This window comes from Pantoea pleuroti (genome assembly GCF_014156615.1).
Taxonomy (GTDB): Bacteria; Pseudomonadota; Gammaproteobacteria; order Enterobacterales; family Enterobacteriaceae; genus Pantoea; species Pantoea agglomerans.
In genome coordinates, this window is sequence record NZ_SBFD01000008.1 from 157,713 (window position 1) to 171,261 (window position 13,549).

Below are 13,549 nucleotides of genomic sequence, written 5' to 3' on the forward strand. Positions count from 1 at the left end.
GTTGTCGCGGATAATGCGCCGCGTTCATGTCCTCCAAAAATGGCGTAACGTTTATGCTACATCTGTTTGCTGGTCTAGACCTCAGTACTAGCCTGTTATTGGTTCTTGCCCTGCTGTTTGTATTGTTTTACGAAGCGATCAACGGTTTCCACGACACGGCCAACGCAGTTGCGACGGTCATCTATACACGTGCCATGCGTGCCCAGCTTGCTGTGGTCATGGCGGGTGTATTTAACTTCCTTGGCGTGCTGCTCGGTGGATTGAGTGTCGCTTACGCTATTGTTCATATGCTTCCCACCGATCTGTTGTTAAATGTTGGATCGGCTCACGGTCTCGCCATGGTGTTTTCTATGCTGCTGGCGGCGATTATCTGGAACCTCGGCACCTGGTATCTCGGTCTGCCGGCCTCCAGCTCCCATACGCTGATCGGCGCCATTATCGGTATCGGTCTGACCAACGCCCTGATGAGCGGAACCTCGGTGGTTGATGCGCTCAACATCCCGAAAGTGCTGAACATCTTCCTTTCTCTGATCCTGTCGCCGATTGTCGGCCTGGTGATGGCGGGCGGCTTAATCTTTATACTGCGTCGCTACTGGAGCAATACCAAAAAGCGTGCGCGTATTCATATGACGCCTGCTGACCGTGAGAAGATCGACGGCAAGAAAAAGCCGCCGTTCTGGACCCGTATCGCCCTGATTGTTTCGGCAATTGGCGTGAGTTACTCGCACGGTGCAAACGACGGTCAGAAAGGGATCGGCCTGATCATGCTGGTCCTGATTGGCGTGGCACCTGCTGGTTTCGTGGTGAATATGAATGCCTCCGGTTACGACATCACGCGAACCCGCGATGCGGTCAATCACCTGGAGCAGTATTATCAGCAGCATAACGCCTCGCTGACCCACATCATCCAGATGGCACCGCCTAAGCTGCCAACACCGGAAGAAGTGCCAGCAAGCAGCCCGCAGGAGTTCCACTGTGACAGCGCGCGCGCATTGCAGGCGGTACAGGGTGCGCAGGTGTTGCTGAATAACCTGCAGAGCTACGATCAGCTGACAGTTGATCAGCGCGGTCAGATGCGTCGTCTGCTGCTGTGTATCTCCGATACCGCCGATAAAGCGGCTCGTCTGCAGGAAACCTCGCCAGATGACAAACGCTTCCTCAATAAGCTGAAAAGCGACCTGCTTGGCACCATCGAGTATGCGCCTATCTGGATTATTGTGGCCGTCGCGCTGGCGCTGGGCATCGGCACCATGATTGGCTGGCGTCGTGTTGCCACCACCATTGGTGAGAAGATTGGTAAAAAAGGCATGACCTATGCACAGGGAATGTCAGCACAGGTGACAGCAGCGCTGTCGATTGGCGTCGCCAGCTATACCGGCATGCCCGTCTCCACCACGCATATCCTCTCTTCATCGGTTGCCGGTACCATGCTGGTCGACGGTGGCGGGCTGCAGAGCCGGACCATCAAGAACATCGCCATGGCGTGGATCTTCACCCTGCCGGTCTGTATTCTGCTGTCAGGTTCGCTCTATTGGATTGCCTTAAAACTGGTGTGATGCCAGCTAAAAAAAGGCGACGCAGGTCGTAATGCTGGTCAGTTAAGATCAGATTGATAAAGGCTGTCACGGTCAAACGTGGCAGTTTTTTTTATGGGCGAGGGAGCCGCAGTGCGGGCCAGCCCCGGGCAGGAGCAGACAATCCGCAGTGCTGAACAGAATGAGTCTGCCAGGAGAGCCTGCAGGACGCGGGCGAAAGGCGGGGCGGCACAGGATATGCCATCCCCGGCGGTCCGTCAGGCAGAGGAATGAAGTGAAGGAACCGCGCAGCGGCGCGAGGACCGCCAGCCCCTGCCCGGCACCAGACTGCGTTATCACCTGTCGCTTAACTGACTGGCATTACGAAGCAAGTCGCCCTTTTTTAATGCCAGATCGCCAGCGCCACCAGACTGATGACCACCAGTCCGCACAGCGCACTGGTCAGCATAAACTGCCCCCGCACCCGCTCGCAGCGCCGGATAAACTCATCGTCGTGATGATCAAGATAGCGCTTTGCCCAGATATAAGTGACCAGCCGCACCTGCTTGCTTGGCTGACCATGAGAGGTGAAAAACCCCGCCCCATCGACATACTGATACAGCAGCGGATCACAACCGCGTAATACCGCCAGCAGTGCGCGCAGAGATGAAAAATAGCGCGCCATATTCACGATACACACCACACAAAGAGCCCAAAAAAGCGCAATAGTGCTGATCATATTCTCCCCCTCCCGGCTGGAATCGCAGCAACAGGCCCAGCGTCAGACACTGAGTCCACCTGCAGAAATAACCAGCCACTGAATCACCGGACTGCGAAAATTTTTCGACCCCCTGAGCGGCTGCGAATCGGACCGCCTTTTTTCAGTGTAGGAGAAATCTTTACATTTTTTCCAACGATGATTTTCGTTCAGCGCGAGTAAATCTGTCATAGCCTTGATCTTATTCATAAGCCAGGCGGCAACGGCAGCATTTACAGTGAGAGAAGGCTATACTGAGAACATAACAACATCATCACCTGCAACGCAGGTAGACACTTTGGTGGCGCTCATCGCCCGCTCGCGCAAGGGATTTCGCTAAGCTGTGACGCGGCAGGAACACCGGATGCCATCCTTAATCTCGTGAAAGGAGTTTTATCATGGCTTATAAACATATCCTGATTGCAGTAGACCTTTCTCCCGAAAGCCAGTTGCTGGTGGATAAGGCCGTCTCGCTGGCTCGTCCGTACGATGCCAGAATTTCCCTGATTCATGTTGATGTCAATTACTCCGACCTCTACACCGGCCTGATTGATGTCAACTTAGGGGATATGCAGAAGCGTATCTCTGAAGAGACGCATGCGGCGCTGAAAGGGTTGTCAGATGCGGCGGGCTACCCGATCAGTGAGACGCTGAGCGGCAGTGGCGACCTCGGCCAGGTACTGGTTGACGCGATCAGAAAATATGACGTTGACCTGGTGGTATGTGGTCATCATCAGGATTTCTGGAGCAAGCTGATGTCCTCAGCCCGTCAGCTGATCAACACCGTGCATATCGACATGCTGATTGTGCCGCTGCGCGATGAAGACGAGGCGTAATTTCGCCGTATAAATGATTAAAGCCGGCGCAGAGCCGGCTTTTTTTATAGTTTAAAGCGGTGGGTAAATATCAAAGCGATGGCTTTTGGTTACCACGGCCGCCTGCGTCACAACACCCGCCAGCGGCGGTGCATAGTCTGGCCGTTTTACCACGATGCGTTTCTTCGCCAGTCGGCGGGCGGGTTCCAGTAATGCATCCGCATCTTCATCCGGCCCCACCAGCGACTGAAATACCCGCATCTCCTTTTTCACCAGCGCACTTTTCTGGCGATGGGGATACATCGGATCGAGATAGACCACATCTGGCGGCGGCGTGATATCTCCCAGCGCCTGCGCGCTGGCCGCATGAATCAGCGTCAGACGATCGCGCAGCCAGGGGCCAATTTCCGCATCCTGATACCCGCGCTGCAATCCATCTTCCAGTAGCGCAGCGACAACAGGATGACGCTCCAGCATTCGCACCCGGCAGCCCAGCGCCGCCAGCACAAATGCATCACGTCCCAGCCCGGCGGTGGCATCAACCACATCCGGCAGATAACCCCCTTTGATGCCGACCGCTTTGGCGACGGCTTCGCCGCGTCCACCGCCAAAGCGACGGCGATGGGCCATCGCGCCAGTGACTAAATCAACAAAAATGCCGCCCAGCTTTGGCTCATCACGCTTGCGCAGTTCAAGGTGCGTCGGGGTCTGCACCAGCGCCAGCAGTGACTCATCATCGTGCTCCAGCTGCCAGCGCTGCGCTAAACGTGATAAGACGCCGTCTTCGGCGCCTGACTCATCGAGCAAACAGATTTTCACGAACCGACTTATCCCTGAATGCCGTAATGTTCCAGCATCGCATCGAGCTTCGGTTCACGGCCACGGAAGCGTTTGAACAGCTCCATCGGCTCTTCTGAACCGCCACGGGTCAGGATGTTATCCAGGAAGGACTGACCGGTTTCACGGTTGAAGATGCCCTCTTCCTCGAAGCGGGAGTAAGCATCCGCCGCCAGCACGTCTGCCCACAGATAGCTGTAGTAACCCGCCGCATAGCCACCCGCAAAGATGTGGCTGAAGGCATGCGGGAAACGGCCCCATTCCGGACCCGGAACCACGGCCACGCGGCTTTTCACTTCGCGCAGGGTTTCCAGAATCTGTGCGCCTTTCTCCGGATTAAACTCGGTATGCAGGCGGAAATCGAACAGGCCGAACTCCAGCTGACGCAGGATAAACAGCGCAGCCTGATAGTTCTTCGCCGCCAGCATTTTATCCAGCAGCTCTTTCGGCAGCGGTTCGCCGGTTTCAAAGTGGCCCGAGATAAAGGCCAGCGCATCCGGTTCCCAGCACCAGTTCTCCATGAACTGGCTTGGCAGTTCCACTGCATCCCATGGCACACCGCTGATACCGGAGACGCCAGGGGCTTCAATGCGGGTCAGCATGTGGTGCAGGCCGTGACCAAACTCATGGAACAGGGTGATCACTTCGTCATGGGTGAACAGCGCAGGTTTGCCTTTCACCGGACGGTTAAAGTTACAGGTCAGGTAGGCAACCGGCTTCTGCAGGCTGCCATCGGCTTTGCGCATCTGGCCGACGCAGTCATCCATCCAGGCACCGCCACGCTTGTGTTCGCGGGCGTAGAGATCGAGATAGAAGCTGCCGCGCAGTTCGCCGGTTTCATCGAACAGATCGAAGAACTTCACGTCAGGATGGTAAACCTCAACGTCGTTACGCTGCTTCGCCGTAATGCCGTAAATGCGTTTCACCACTTCAAACAGACCGGCGACCGCACGCTCTTCCGGGAAGTAAGGGCGCAGTTGCTCATCGCTGATGGTGTAAAGGTGCTGCTTCTGCTTTTCACCGTAATAGGTGAGATCCCACGGATTAAGCTCGGTCACGCCGTGCTCTTTCCGGGCAAAGGCGCGCAGCTGCTCCAGCTCTTTTTCACCCTGCGGACGGGCGCGTTCCGCCAGGTCATTAAGGAAGTCGATTACCTGGGACGGGCTTTGCGCCATTTTGGTCGCCAGCGATTTATCGGCGTAGGAGTCGAAGCCCAGCAGCTGTGCCAGCTCGTGACGCAGCGCCAGTTCTTCCGCCATGATTGGGCCGTTATCCCACTTACCGGCGTTCGGACCTTGATCGGAGGCGCGTGTCGCATAGGCGCGATACATCTCTTCACGCAGCGCGGCGTTGTCGCAGTAGGTCATAACCGGCAGGTAGCTTGGGATATCCAGCGTCAGCAGCCAGCCTTCCTGCTCTTTGGCTTCAGCCTGTGCTTTCGCCGCCGCCATCGCGCTTTCCGGCATACCGGCCAGCTCGCTTTCATCGGTAATCAGCTTGCTCCAGCCCATGGTGGCATCGAGCACGTTGTTGCTGTAAGCCGAGCCCAGTTCAGAGAGGCGCGCAGCGATTTCGCCGTAGCGCTGCTGTTTATCTTTTGGCAGGCCAATACCGGAGAGTTCGAAATCACGCAGGGCATTATCGACCGCTTTCTTCTGTGCCAGATCCAGTGCAGCGTACTGAACGCCCTCTTTCAGGTTGCGATACGCCTGATAGAGCCCTTCATGCTGACCAACCCAGGTGCTGTATTCAGAGAGCAGCGGCAGCGTCTGCTCATAGGCTTCACGCAGCTCCGGGCTGTTTTTTACCGCATTGAGGTGGCTGACCGGTGAGAAAATACGGCTCAGGCGATCGTCGGTTTCCGCCAGCGGCTGAACCAGATTATCCCAGGTATACGGCGCACCCTGCGCCACGACTTTTTCGACTTCTGCGCGACAGTGGCTCAGCACTTCCGTCACGGCAGGCACCACATGTTCAGGCTTAATGGCAGAGAAAGGAGGGAGCGTAAAAGATGTCAGTAGCGGATTGGTCATAGCGCAGTCCTTTATAGATGTATGGGGCGCAGCGGGTCGCGCAACGCAATCTAAGTAACATGCGGCTTAGTGTAGCGAAAATCAATGGCAGCCAGGATGAGGTGGGGAAGAAACGCGCGAATAGCAGCACGGAAGATGCACGCTTTTATCTCATGCACGTAATGCTGGCTGGCGTGTCGGGGAAGATTTGCGGTCGCTTTCCGTGACTGCGTGCCGGGAACCAGATACCCCGCCCTGAGCGGCTTGCGGTAATCCCGATTTGTTATCACGCTTCTGGCCCATCAGTGGGTCATCCCTGATATAATCGCGGATTCTCATGCTTTTCCTGCGTCGGTTGCTGTGCGTCGTTCTGTGGGTAATACGTGAGGTAATAATTGGTATAAATTGATTTTCCATCAATTAAAACCTTATACATTCAACAGGATAAACAATGCTGAGTTATCGCCATAGCTTCCATGCTGGCAACCACGCCGACGTGCTGAAGCACACCGTTCTGAGCCTGATCATCACGGCGCTGAAAGAGAAAGAGAAACCGTTTTTCTACCTGGATACCCATGCGGGCGCAGGTCGCTACCAGTTGAGCGGCGAGCACGCCGAGCGTACCGGTGAATATCTGGAAGGCATCTCACGTATCTGGCAGCAGCCCGATGCGCCGGAATTGCTGCAACCCTATTTTGATGCGATTCGTGCGCTGAACCGTAGCGGCACGCTGCGCTACTACCCGGGGTCGCCACTGATTGCCCGCCATCTGCTGCGTGAAGATGACAAACTGCAACTCACTGAGCTGCACTCCAGCGACTATCCGCTGCTGCGTAACGAATTCAGCAAAGATAACCGCGCCCGCGTCGATCGTGCCGACGGTTATCAGCAGTTAAAATCGAAACTGCCACCACCGTCGCGTCGCGGTCTGGTGCTGATCGATCCGCCGTATGAGATGAAAAGCGACTACCAGGCAGTGGTGAAAGGGATTCAGGAAGGCCATAAACGGTTTGGCACCGGCGTCTTTGCGTTGTGGTATCCGGTGGTTTTACGCCAGCAGATCAAACATATGCTGCGCGACCTGGAAGCGACCGGCATTCGCAATATCCTGCAGATCGAACTGGCGGCACGTCCGGACAGCGATCAGCGCGGCATGACCGCCTCCGGCATGATTGTGATTAACCCGCCGTGGAAGCTGGCCCAGCAGATGAACACCCTGCTGCCGTGGCTGCACCAGAAACTGGTTCCTGCGGGTACCGGCCACTTCGTGGTTAACCAGATCGTACCCGAATAACTCTCTTTGTCTTCTACGCCGCTCACTACCGGTGCTGCGGCGTTGTACCAGGTCTTTACCATGTGGATCATACTGGCTGGCGCGCTGGCCGCGCTGCAACCGGCCCGACGGCTGGCATTATTATTACTGGCGCTCGCCACACTGCTGGGTTTTTATCAGGACGTGTTAGCGTGGCCGGCGCTGCTGCTGTTTACCGGCACCGCTGCTGTGGTGGCACTCCGTATTTATGACCGTGACCATCATCGACGACAAATAGTGACCGAAGCGCTGCTGGTGCTGATCGCCATCGGGTTGCTCCTCCATCTTTTTCCAGGCTTTAACAACCCCCTTCAGGCAGAGGATGTACAGACCGGACCGCGCAGCGTGCCTTTCAGCTTCGGGTTTAACTTCGATAAAGCGCTTATTCCTTTTGTACTGCTGGCCTGCCTGCCGACGCTGTTTCGCGCGCCTGCCACGCCACCACGCTATCGGCTACCCGCCGCACTGGCGCTGATCGCCGCCATTCCGCTGCTGCTGTACTGCGCGCTATTATTGGGCGGATTAGCGTTGGAGCGACATACGCCGGACTGGCTGGGCGCATTTATGCTCGCCAACCTGTTCTTTGTTTCGCTGGCGGAAGAGGCCCTGTTTCGTGGCTATCTGCAGCAGCGATTAAAGCAGGTAGTGGGCGGCATCCCGGCGCTGTTACTGAGCGCGCTGCTGTTTGGTCTGGTGCATCTGAGCGGCGGCCTGTTGCTGGTGATATTTGCCACCCTGGCCGGGCTGTTATATGGGCTGGCGTGGCACTGGAGCGGCCGCTTATGGCTGGCGACCGCCCTGCATTTTGGCCTTAACCTGACCCATCTGCTGTTTTTCACTTATCCCGCACTGCATCATTAGAGGTTAAAAACCGCCAGATCCCAGGCCAGCTCAGTGCAGGGAAAAACCGTCTGGCACTCCGCCAGCAGGCGGCTCATGTCTTTTGCCAGATAGCGTGAACTGAAATGGGTGGCGATCAGCCGTTTTGCCCCGGCGCGTTTTGCCACTTCGGCGGCCTGCAGTGTGGTGGAGTGCCCGCGCCCGTTAGCTTTTTCCACCATCGCGGCCTCCAGCGTGGTTTCATGCACCATCAGGTCAACATTGGCCGCCAGCAGCAGCGCGACTTCAGTAGGTGCCGTATCGCCAAAGATGGCCAGCGTTTTGCCGGGTGTTGCGGGGCCAAGATAGTCAGCACCGTTGATTACCCGCCCATCTTCCAGCGTCACGCAATCCCCCTGCTTCAGCTGCTGAAACCACGGGCCGCGTGGCACCCCTTCCGCTTTCAGCCGCGCGGCATCCAGCAGGCCGGGTTTGTCATGCTGTTCAATGCGATAGCCAAAACACTCCACCGGATGGCTCAGCGGCCAGGCGCTGATACGAAACTCACCGTCGTCCAGCGTCCAGCCCGCCTCAATCTCAATGATGGTCAGCGGGTAGTCGGTGTAGGAGCCGCTGATCGACAGCGCCGTCTCAACAAAGGTCTTTAATCCTTTGGGGCCATAGACCGTCATCGGTGTGGTCAGCCCGGCCATTGACCGGCTGGTGAGTAATCCCGGCAGCCCGAAAATATGATCGCCATGCAGATGGGTGATAAAAATCTTATCCAGCTTGCCCGGTTTGAGGCTGGAGCGCATAAACTGTAATTGTGTGCCTTCCCCGCAGTCGAACAGCCAGGTTTCACCACTCAGCGCGCGGGTAAAAGCAATAGATGTGACGTTACGTTGCAGGCTGGGTGCACCGCCGCCGGTGCCGAGAAAAGTAAGGTGCATGGTATGCTTCCCTGTAAGCGAGTGAAAAAACAGAACCCTATTACAATCATAGGCGCAAACTTTGCGTCATTTCGACCCGCAGCGTTACACTCAACCCCAATTTTTTATGCAACCGGATGGATACTTCAATGACCCGACATTTCGACTATCTCGCCATTGGCGGCGGCAGTGGCGGCATCGCCTCAATTAACCGTGCGGCTATGTATGGCCAGAAATGCGCCCTGATTGAAGCGAAAGAGCTGGGCGGCACCTGCGTGAACGTGGGCTGCGTGCCGAAGAAAATCATGTGGCATGCCGCGCAAATCGCCGAAGCGATCCATCTCTACGGGCCCGATTATGGCTTCGACACCACCGTAAATCGCTTCGACTGGGCCACGCTGGTGAAAAACCGCAGCGCCTACATCGATCGCATCCACAACTCCTATGACAACGTGCTGGGTAAAAACAAAGTCGAAGTGATTAAAGGCTTTGCCCGCTTTGTCGATGCGCACAGCGTTGAAGTCAACGGCGAGATTATCACCGCTAACCATATTCTGATCGCCACCGGCGGTCGTCCGGTCCACCCTTCTATTCCGGGTGCGGAGTACGGCATTGATTCCGATGGTTTCTTTGAGCTGGATGCGCTGCCAAAACGCACAGCGGTCATCGGCGCAGGCTACATCGCCGTTGAGCTGGCGGGCGTGGTGAATGCGCTGGGTTCAGAAACCCACCTGTTCGTCCGTAAACACGCGCCGCTGCGCAGCTTCGATCCGCTACTCACCGAGACGCTGGTCGAAGTGATGAACACCGAAGGCCCGGCGTTGCACACCGAATCCATCCCTAAAGCCGTGATTAAAAACGGCGATGGTAGCCTGACGCTGCAGCTGGAAAACGGCAGCGAATATAACGTGGATTGCCTGGTCTGGGCGATTGGCCGTGAGCCCGCCAACGATGCCCTGAATATTGACGCCGCTGGCGTCGCGCTGGACGACAAGGGCTATATTAAAGTCGATAAATTCCAGAACACCAGTGTGTCAGGCATCTACGCCGTGGGCGACAACACCGGTGCGGTTGAGCTGACGCCGGTCGCGGTCGCGGCAGGCCGTCGTCTCTCTGAGCGTCTGTTTAACAACAAACCGGACGAGCATCTGGATTACAGCAACGTGCCAACCGTCGTCTTCAGCCATCCGCCGATTGGCACCGTGGGACTGACCGAGCCGCAGGCGCGCGAACAGTATGGTGATGATCAGGTGAAGGTCTATAAATCGTCGTTTACCGCCATGTACACCGCGGTCACCCAGCATCGTCAGCCGTGCCGCATGAAGCTGGTCTGTGTCGGTGCAGACGAGAAAATTGTCGGCATTCACGGTATCGGATTTGGCATGGATGAGATGTTGCAGGGCTTCGCCGTGGCGCTGAAAATGGGTGCCACTAAAAAGGACTTCGATAACACCGTGGCGATCCATCCGACCGCTTCCGAAGAGTTCGTGACGATGCGTTAATTCCCTAAACAGAATACTATTGTGAAAAACTGGCCATTAAGGCCAGTTTTTTGCAACTGTGCTCAACGGAAAAATCAATACGCCCGCTGACGCGAAATGTAAATCCTGCGCTTCTCTTCATATTTTCTACACCCAGTAACAGCTAGGTTGATTAACCGCGGAAAAACAGAACCGATAGTAATTAAATCCATTTATGGATAAAATTATTTAATGACTACCGATTATATTCACAGGCCCGACGTCCATTTCCACAGGATTATCGTTAGTGAATTTATCTCTGTGTTTAATGAATACCTGAAGTGATACGACTGCTAAATAACCTCTCCACGCTGTCGCTTTTGAGGAGATAGCCTTTCTTCGAAACTCTCAGGATCACATCATCACTTAAACCCAGAAAAAAGAGCTTCGACTTTAAATTAGACATAACCTGCCAGACCCGCTGCGTAGAAGAACTCAGTCCATGTCTATCCCAGACGTTCTCCATAAGTTCCGAATCCGTGACAACATCGACAGTAGCATTTTCAAAAAGATACTCTAATACGTGCGACATGGTTTTCCTCAGGATGATATCTTCACCATACCCATTCAGACAAATTAGTCGCTTTGTCTTGTGTAAATAAACCACCTTCCCTTCAATAAGGTAGCCAATAAAATTTACTTCATTACCCGGTAGCATGATGTTCTCCAGAACAATGATGAAAAAAAGATAGTAACTTTTATTCAGGTATTTAAAAAAGATCGCTTCATTATTGATACATTACTTTTTAATGAGCCCTGGCCACGCCTTTGCATTGATCCTGGTCTGTTATAGCGATGTCTGGATGATCGTCACGCATATATTCCTTTGTTGTGTGTTAAAATCAAAGCTATCCACCTCACCACATCGTTAAGAAAAAGTCATAATAAAATAAGTCTGTTCTGGCGGAGAAGCAGACTGACCTTAATATTCATCCTACAGAATGCAATAAGATGTTGTTGCTTATCACCACAAGAAAAAAACCTTAAATATTTCTTAGATATATCAGAGACCACCGATAAAATAACCCAGGTAAATTGTTGTCTGATTTGCCTCATCTTATGCGTAGCCGTTATGAAATCATCTAAAGTTAACGAAGACAATAAAGTGGGGTTTTTATTTTAGTTCAAAACTTACGGGTTTTATCACGACCATCTGTAGCATAATCAGCCAAAATAAAGCTTAAAAGAAGAATCGCTTTGGATTGAAAGACGATTGCGTCATCCGAAAACGCCCGCTACAACGCTTTCATTAGTTTTTTTATAATCCATAGGAGATGATATTTCTGTCCAATTTTTGATCTGTATCAACTGGCAATATATCGGTGAAAAAAGCGAAGTCATGGCGGGAAAGCAGAGGCAAAAGATATGAGATCGGAATGTTCTTTACCCGAGAAACAATCAGATCCGTATGTTTATTAAGATAATTATTAAAGACTCCTTATTTAGCTATTTTGTGCCGTACTAACAGCACGGGATTGTCATCTCATGGTATACAGAGTCAGAAATAAGCGTGAGTGCCCCTTAGCTCCATACACCCTCGTTAACATGATAAATAGGAATGAGTTATTAATGCGCCCTGACCTGACAGCATAGTCCGTTGATATCAATATTGAGGGTCCTTGGTCTGGATTTGGATTTAGATGTGGATTTAGATTTGGATTTGGGTGATTTAAGATAACAGAGAGCGCAGCGTTAACCGGGACCGGGACAAAGGGCCACCTTCGATCTGGTGACCTCTCGCCAGGCAGGGGAGAACGGATCCCCCGGTGCAGTCGTGCACCGCGCCAGTGCAACTCAGCTCACGCGATCCAGCCAGCGAACATAAGCCTGATCCCATAATGCCGCTGGCGTACCCGCCTTGCCAAGACCAAAGCCATGCCCGCCTTTGCTGATCTGAATCAGCTCAACCGGCACACGATTACGGCGACAGGTGTCGCGCATCAGCTCGGTGTTAAATGGATTTGAGGTGTGATCGTCCTCGGCCTGCGCCAGAAACGTCGGCGGATATTGCCGGGTCACGTAGTTCTGCACTGACCAGTTCGCCTCATCCTGCGGCGTGGCATTTTTGCCAACCATCATCAGATGGGTATTGGTGTGCTGATAAGGGGCTTCCAGGGTGATAACCGGATAGATCAGGCCCACGCTGTCGACTTTGGGCACCACTTCATCCAGCGGATCGATGGCCGGATAGGACTCAAAGTCCGGTCGCGCCGCCGCCAGGCCCAGCAGATGCCCACCTGCCGAGAAGCCCAGCACATGCACCTTGCGCTCAAAGGATCGCACCAGCCGGATGGCGCGCTGCGCATCCTGCAGCGGTGCCAGCCGCCCCGCCTGCCACTTCTCATGCGGCAGCCGGTAGCTGAGCACATAGGCGGTATAGCCATTGGCATTGAGCCAGCGCGCGACCGGCCAGGCTTCGCGTCCCATGCCGATCCAGCGATAACCGCCACCCGCTGCAATTAATACCGCTTCACCATTCGGATTTTCCGGTTTAAAGCGCTGAATCGCCGGGCTGACGATATTTGACCAGGAACCGGTGCTGTTAATATGCAACTGGCCCGATGGGCCGCCGCCGCCGGGCGGATCGTCCGGCCAGAGGGGAATAATGTCATCGCGGGCAAATATTTTGCCGGTGGTCATGGAGAGCCCGAGCGCTCCCGTGCCGAGAATAAAGCGTCGACGCGTAATCATAATGCCTGTTATGTGATACCAGAAGAGTGAGCAAACCGTTGCGGCAGGCTGCAATAGAATTAACAGATGCAAGTCGGGTGCCATGGCTGGCGATTATGTACGCAATGGCCCCTGAAAAGCCATAAAAAAACGCGCCCGGCAGGCGTAATGCTGATCAGTGTTAAGATTAGATTAGTAAAGGCTGTCACGGTCAAACGTGGCAGCTTTATTTCCGGGCGTGCCAGCCGCAGTGCGGGCCAGCGCACCTCTGCTGCTGCCGGGCCGTCCTCGCGCCGCTCAGGCGGTACCTTCGGCTTTGACGTCGTGCCGACGAACCGTTCGGGGATCGGCCCTCCCTGGCCGG

At 54.6% G+C, this 13,549-nt stretch carries 12 protein-coding genes; 6 read left to right on the plus strand and 6 right to left on the minus strand.

Annotated features, from left to right (window positions below):
* The first annotated feature begins 53 nt into the window (after positions 1-53).
* A complete protein-coding gene (pitA, locus tag EPG66_RS18080; protein ID WP_031292107.1) occupies positions 54-1,556 on the plus strand; it encodes an inorganic phosphate transporter PitA in 1,503 nt (500 codons plus the stop codon).
* 361 nt (positions 1,557-1,917) lie between these two features.
* On the opposite strand, the gene uspB is transcribed toward pitA, so the two are convergent.
* Positions 1,918-2,253 (minus strand): universal stress protein UspB, encoded by a 336-nt coding sequence (gene uspB / locus EPG66_RS18085; protein ID WP_010253393.1) that lies wholly within the window; start codon positions 2,251-2,253, stop codon positions 1,918-1,920.
* Between the two features lie 416 nt (positions 2,254-2,669).
* On the opposite strand from uspB, the gene uspA reads away from it, so the two are divergent.
* On the plus strand, positions 2,670-3,107 hold the full coding sequence (gene uspA / locus EPG66_RS18090) for a universal stress protein UspA (protein ID WP_010253396.1): 438 nt from the start codon (positions 2,670-2,672) through the stop codon (positions 3,105-3,107).
* A gap of 51 nt (positions 3,108-3,158) precedes the next feature.
* Here uspA and rsmJ read toward each other — a convergent pair whose 3' ends face one another.
* Positions 3,159-3,905: a 16S rRNA (guanine(1516)-N(2))-methyltransferase RsmJ gene (rsmJ, locus tag EPG66_RS18095; RefSeq protein WP_182687696.1), complete on the minus strand. Its 747-nt coding sequence runs from the start codon at positions 3,903-3,905 to the stop codon at positions 3,159-3,161.
* Positions 3,906-3,913: 8 nt separating this feature from the next.
* Positions 3,914-5,956 (minus strand): oligopeptidase A, encoded by a 2,043-nt coding sequence (gene prlC / locus EPG66_RS18100; RefSeq protein ID WP_182687697.1) that lies wholly within the window; start codon positions 5,954-5,956, stop codon positions 3,914-3,916.
* A 430-nt stretch (positions 5,957-6,386) separates the two neighbouring features.
* Here prlC and EPG66_RS18105 point away from each other — a divergent pair, with 430 nt between their 5' ends.
* Both EPG66_RS18105 and EPG66_RS18110 read left to right on the plus strand, forming a co-directional pair.
* Positions 6,387-7,229 carry a 23S rRNA (adenine(2030)-N(6))-methyltransferase RlmJ gene (locus EPG66_RS18105; RefSeq protein WP_031593484.1) on the plus strand — a complete coding sequence of 281 codons (843 nt, stop codon included), beginning with the start codon at positions 6,387-6,389 and terminating at the stop codon, positions 7,227-7,229.
* Positions 7,230-7,289: 60 nt separating this feature from the next.
* Positions 7,290-8,108, plus strand: a complete 819-nt coding sequence (locus tag EPG66_RS18110) for a CPBP family intramembrane glutamic endopeptidase (RefSeq protein WP_083070505.1) — start codon at positions 7,290-7,292, stop codon at positions 8,106-8,108.
* Here the strand turns inward: EPG66_RS18110 and rnz are convergent.
* The gene (gene rnz, locus EPG66_RS18115; RefSeq protein ID WP_083070506.1) at positions 8,105-9,016 is read right to left on the minus strand and encodes a ribonuclease Z; all 912 of its coding nucleotides are present in this window, start codon (positions 9,014-9,016) and stop codon (positions 8,105-8,107) included. The two genes, EPG66_RS18110 and rnz, sit on opposite strands and share 4 nt — an antisense overlap.
* Positions 9,017-9,144: 128 nt before the next feature.
* Here rnz and gorA point away from each other — a divergent pair, with 128 nt between their 5' ends.
* Positions 9,145-10,497: a glutathione-disulfide reductase gene (gorA, locus tag EPG66_RS18120; protein WP_083070507.1), complete on the plus strand. Its 1,353-nt coding sequence runs from the start codon at positions 9,145-9,147 to the stop codon at positions 10,495-10,497.
* A 283-nt stretch (positions 10,498-10,780) separates the two neighbouring features.
* On the opposite strand, the gene EPG66_RS18125 is transcribed toward gorA, so the two are convergent.
* Entirely contained in the window at positions 10,781-11,173 is a 393-nt protein-coding gene (locus EPG66_RS18125; protein ID WP_235764634.1) for a winged helix-turn-helix domain-containing protein, read from the minus strand.
* 1,136 nt (positions 11,174-12,309) lie between these two features.
* Positions 12,310-13,206, minus strand: coding sequence for an alpha/beta hydrolase (locus EPG66_RS18130; protein ID WP_022623984.1), 897 nt, complete (start codon positions 13,204-13,206; stop codon positions 12,310-12,312).
* Positions 13,207-13,353: 147 nt separating this feature from the next.
* On the opposite strand from EPG66_RS18130, the gene EPG66_RS22890 reads away from it, so the two are divergent.
* Positions 13,354-13,549: hypothetical protein (locus EPG66_RS22890; protein WP_220495235.1), on the plus strand; the 196-nt coding region annotated here is incomplete at its 3' end.